The sequence below is a fragment of the Belliella alkalica genome, from assembly GCF_022549785.1.
Classification (GTDB): domain Bacteria; phylum Bacteroidota; class Bacteroidia; order Cytophagales; family Cyclobacteriaceae; genus Belliella; species Belliella alkalica.
On sequence record NZ_JAKZGO010000037.1, the window covers coordinates 1 to 4,777 of the forward strand.

Here is a 4,777-nt window from a genome sequence, read left to right on the forward strand (position 1 = left end):
TGCTTTACGGTGTTAGTTTTACCATAAAGCAAACGATAACTGATAAAATAATAGTGGTCAAAAATGTCATTCTGACAATACTGACCACTATAATAAAATGGTCAACATGGTCAGATTGACAGTGGTCAACATCACCGGAATCTTAACCCTAGATTACATTAACCTTCATTTAACGGGGTGGTCAACATCATCAGAAAAAAGTGGTCAACATCACCGGAATAGGTGGTCAAGATGGTTCGGAATATACACTGGCTCTAACTGGTAGATTTTTCGGAAATGTTGGTATTCAGTTACCGTGTTTTCGATTTCCATTTTTAGCAGTGCCAACCTATTTTTCTTTTCAAGAAAATCAGAAAGTTGGGATCCAAGTGCCACCACCTGTTTATTTAACTTCTCCTGCTGTTTGGGAGTAAGGTAGAATTCTGAGAGATCTGGAAGGGCTTCTTGGTTGTCGATAAAGTTTTTTTTGTATTCTGCTTTCCCCAGAGGTGCAGCTATAAATTCAAGACCATATTTCTCAAGTTTCTCATAGACATTCCTGGTTGCAGCGTTATTGCTGGAGACTACTGCAACACTTTTTCCAGTCATGACAGCGTTTGCAATGATATTCAGTATGGTCTGTGTCTTCCCAGTTCCCGGAGGTCCCTCTATGATGCTTAGCTTATTCGAGAAGGCAAGGTTGGTTGCTGCTTTTTGGCTGGAATTGAACCCAAAAGGAAAAACTATAGCTTCATTAGAGGTATCGATTTCAGACGGTAATGAGCCATTGAGAAAAAAGGAAAGAATGCTGTCATTTGGTATATGGGAAATAGATCCATAGCTTTTGGCAAGAATACTTTCGTCTCTATCATTTTTCAGCCCGATGGCCTCAGCAATTTCTTTCAGGTATTGGAATATTTGGAAAGCCCCATCTTTGCTTAGTGCGGTTTTAATGATGACTGCCCGATCCTTGCTGTAAGCATATTCCTTTTCTCCATTCTTAAAGACCACATGACACTTGCCACCCCCGTACCTGAAGTGCTTTACCCGGTCGGTTACATCTTTATGGTCTATATAGATCAGATCTCTATGCAGTGGCATTTTTGTAGGTTTTACCCGGTCCTATATTTCTTAAAATTCTCAGCCTGCTCAAAAATCCCCTTATACACTTCATCCCTATGTACTGGAGGGTAATCATTCTCCGCCTATATAATAACCAAACCTTTTAAGATTTAAAATAGAATGCTGTATTCTTTTGATATTTTCATGATATCAGATTCTGAAGCTCCTATTTAATAGTCCAAGTGATTGTTTTAAGTCTTTCTCGAATCATTTTTAAGATTTCTAAAACGTCTTCTTCTTTAGGTAATTCTCCATAAACAAGGTTTTTGAAACTCTCACTATATGTAGCTTTCAATTCATTCCATACCTTATCTAAGTCTTTGAAAATAATTGCTTCGTTGGGGTGAAATATTAACCAATTGTTATTGTTTCTGAAGCTTATCACATCATCTTTGGCTACTTTCAATAGCATTTCATCAAATGCTGGTGATTGAAAGAAGTTCAAAAACACATCTTGTTTGAGTAACTGATGTAGGTCGTAAGTATGTCGTATTTTGTTTTTCAAGTCCCCAATTGGATTTTCGGTATGGGAGAAACGAACTAAGCTCATTATTTTTTCACAAATGGTTCTAGCGGGTTCTAATACCAATAAATCAAAAGGCATCAATCCATTTTCTTCAGCAATTTTATGCTGGTTATTTTCAATCATCATCTGACCTACAAATGACGCTATGCTCTTGGTAGTATATGGTTCATAATACCCCAACCAAGTTGATTCCAGAATGATCACGTCTCTAACCTGACCATAATTGCCTTTAAACTCTTTATTATAAGAGTGGGCTGTTTTTCTGTTCATGCCCATTTTTCGGGTGATACCTTCAACCTCAACTTCAGGCAAGGTAGTTTCCACAATCCTGCTTATAGTCTTTAGCTTTGATTTTAACTTATTATCTGATTCGCCCTCTCGTCTAAGTACTACCAGGTCAATATCTTCAGAAAAGCGGTCTATCATTTTATAGCATTTAGACAGCGCGGTTCCGCCTTTGAATACAGTCTCTTGACCAATTTCATTGCTAAAAATTGTGAATAGCGCATAAGTTACCCAATAGTCTTTCTCAACATAAATGGCTGGGATCTTCATTCGGTCTGCTGTAAATAGAACAGCTTGTCTAAATAGAGTCTTGTCTTCGTGCAGTTTCATATAATATTCCATTTTTCAGTACTGGATAATACTTTTCCTGCACCAGCGAGTTTATACTTAGTGATTGGATTTAATGACTTAAAAAGTGGCTCGGTTGCTTCCCCTAGTTGTAGCTCTTTTAATATAGCTCCCAATAAAGCCCTTGTGGAAGGTGGGTATTTTAAGGCTAATCGAACCAGAGTAATGACTTCTTTGTTGGTAAAATTTTTGATGATAGCCAAAAACCGCTTACAAGATGATTCCACACTTGCATCAGGTATTTTTTTGATATAACGAATACTATCCAACACTTGCAGAAGGGGGATGTTGTCTTTAGTAATGGTATTTTTTTGTTTTATAAAAGAAATGCTATAGCGCTCTCTTTTAAAACTAGGGCGTGTCTGATTTTTTCCGATTTGTATCGTATTACTGATTTGGGTAGTCAACCCCAATTTATTGAAAATACTAAAACCTGTTAGGTAACCTGTGACTTTACCATCTTCTTCCAACAGGTCTTTGACTACCTGCTTTTGTTCAGGCTGAAGATCACCGAAAATTGTTTTTTCAGGCTTGTAAAATTTCCCTTTTGATATCTTAGCGATTTTACCTGATTGTGCCATGCGGTTTAGCGCTTTGATTACAGCTTCTTTTTGTTTCACCTCTGTGATAAAATCATCATAGGTGAATACAAATCCATTTGGGAATCTATCTATCGTAAATGCTATATAATCAGTTGTTTTCATGAATAGCAAAAGTAACAAATAAAAATAAAATGTCCAGTTTTTTAATTAAAAAACTGGACATTTTTGAGTTACCATACTTTGTCTTCTTTAGAATAAAAAGAATACTTCCCCAACCTTAAAAGAGCTGAAATTAAAAGAAGCATTTTGTCAGAAGTGTAATGGCCCTCAAGATAAAAGCAATGAGCAACGTTATTCCTAATATCTAAGCCTCCATTACCACTGAATAAAAATTCAAAAAGGAGTTGATCATCCTGATTGAATAATTTCTTGAAGCCTTCTGATTCTAGTAAATTATTTAGATTCATTTCCTCTACTCTGTTGGCTACGGTTTTGGAAACAGGATATCCACATTGCTCTATGAAATACCTAATTAATCCCTCAAACTTGGTCGTAAGACTGTCAATGCATAGTATGAAATCAGTTTGATAATCGGGATTTTCGACCTTTGCGATTCTTTGATTAAAATATTCTTTGATTGATGGGCTGATTAACGGTATCCATGACAATTCATATGTATCATCATCTGAATCTAAAACGGTGAAGGGTTGTCCAATCCAAGTTTTTTGAGTTATAAAAGAAATAAGTTCGTCAGCTGTAAGTGTCTTGTTCTTTAGTCCCTCTTCAATAAGGGTGTCCAAATATGGTAGTGTCATAAAATCAAGTTCAAATTTGTAAAATTTCATTTTCATGACTTGCAGGTCAATATTATCATCTCCTTGCATTGGATTACTATTGATATCAAAAAATATTGTAGTAAACGTTTTTAAAAAGTCAGGATATAATTTTTGATAATTATCATCTATGTGTTTGGCCGATGGATAATCAATACCAGTTGTGATCCTAAGGAAAATTGCCTCTGGACTTTTGATTGAGATTAACTCTTTGGCTAGGGCTATACTTTGATCTCTATATTCGAAGAGAGCTTTATTTTTTTCTCGAGTATACAAAATCTTCCTAGTAGGAAGATTTATGTTTTTCCTAACTTTTCTAAAAAAAGCTTCCGATTCCGAAAGCAGAATTTCATTTTTTGAGGCTTTAAAACAAATTATAGCTTTACGAAGGTAATTGCTTAATAACCATTCTTCCTTCTTCTGGGTTTTAGCATAATTCAAATGAAACTCACCTAGTAGATTAATCCATTTGCTATCACTTAGGTCAAGTTTTTTGCTAAGGATAATTGCGTTTGGAATATAGTGGTGCTCAATTAATAATTTATCATCAGTTTTTCCAATTTCAAAAAATTCCTTTTCATAAACATTCAATGCAACTTGGAAACTTTCTTTTGTGAATAATTTTGGTTGCTTTAACGCAATCGTAATCAGGTGGTCTTTTTCATAAAATGGAATATTTTGATAGTTCCTTAATAGGTTTATGAAATTTCTTTCAAGGTTAATTGTTTCAGCTTTGATATCAGAAATCAAAGTTACTAGAGCAGAAAACTGCTTACCAATAAGGTTTAGATAAAATTCATTAACAAGATTATTAAGTTTCTGCAATACTTCGTCTAATCCTTTACAATAATACATGATTGCCTTCTCAGCATATTCTTTTCTTTTAAGCTTTGAATGTTTAATCCGATGATCTTGACCACCAATCCGGTCATTCTGACCACCCCTTCTTTTTGGGTTTTCAGTTACCGTTTTAACGGCAATTAAAGTTATTGTTTTTTTCTCATTGATTCACCTTTTAGCTCTATTCTGTGTGCTGTATGAACGAGTCTGTCAAGAATGGCATCAGCAATGGTACTGTCACCTATAGTTTCGAACCATTTTGTGACAGGAAGCTGTGATACAACTATTGTAGAAGCTCTTCC

The 4,777-nt window shown here is 35.2% G+C and carries 5 protein-coding genes; all 5 read right to left on the reverse strand.

All coding sequences use genetic code 11. The features are described from left to right. Positions 1 to 210: 210 nt before the first annotated feature. Complete coding sequence (locus tag MM213_RS20370; protein ID WP_241414727.1) at positions 211 to 1,080, reverse strand: AAA domain-containing protein; 870 nt, start codon at positions 1,078 to 1,080, stop codon at positions 211 to 213. Positions 1,081 to 1,267: 187 nt separating this feature from the next. Further along, positions 1,268 to 2,242 (reverse strand): nucleotidyl transferase AbiEii/AbiGii toxin family protein, encoded by a 975-nt coding sequence (locus MM213_RS20375; RefSeq protein ID WP_241414728.1) that lies wholly within the window; start codon positions 2,240 to 2,242, stop codon positions 1,268 to 1,270. Continuing rightward, on the reverse strand, positions 2,239 to 2,964 hold the full coding sequence (locus MM213_RS20380) for a DUF6088 family protein (protein ID WP_241414729.1): 726 nt from the start codon (positions 2,962 to 2,964) through the stop codon (positions 2,239 to 2,241). Before MM213_RS20380 ends, MM213_RS20375 begins: the two co-directional genes overlap by 4 nt. A gap of 68 nt (positions 2,965 to 3,032) precedes the next feature. After that, positions 3,033 to 4,490: a DUF4209 domain-containing protein gene (locus MM213_RS20385; protein ID WP_241414730.1), complete on the reverse strand. Its 1,458-nt coding sequence runs from the start codon at positions 4,488 to 4,490 to the stop codon at positions 3,033 to 3,035. A 131-nt stretch (positions 4,491 to 4,621) separates the two neighbouring features. Continuing rightward, the coding region (locus MM213_RS20390) for an ATP-binding protein (RefSeq protein WP_241414196.1) at positions 4,622 to 4,777 on the reverse strand (156 nt) is incomplete at its 5' end.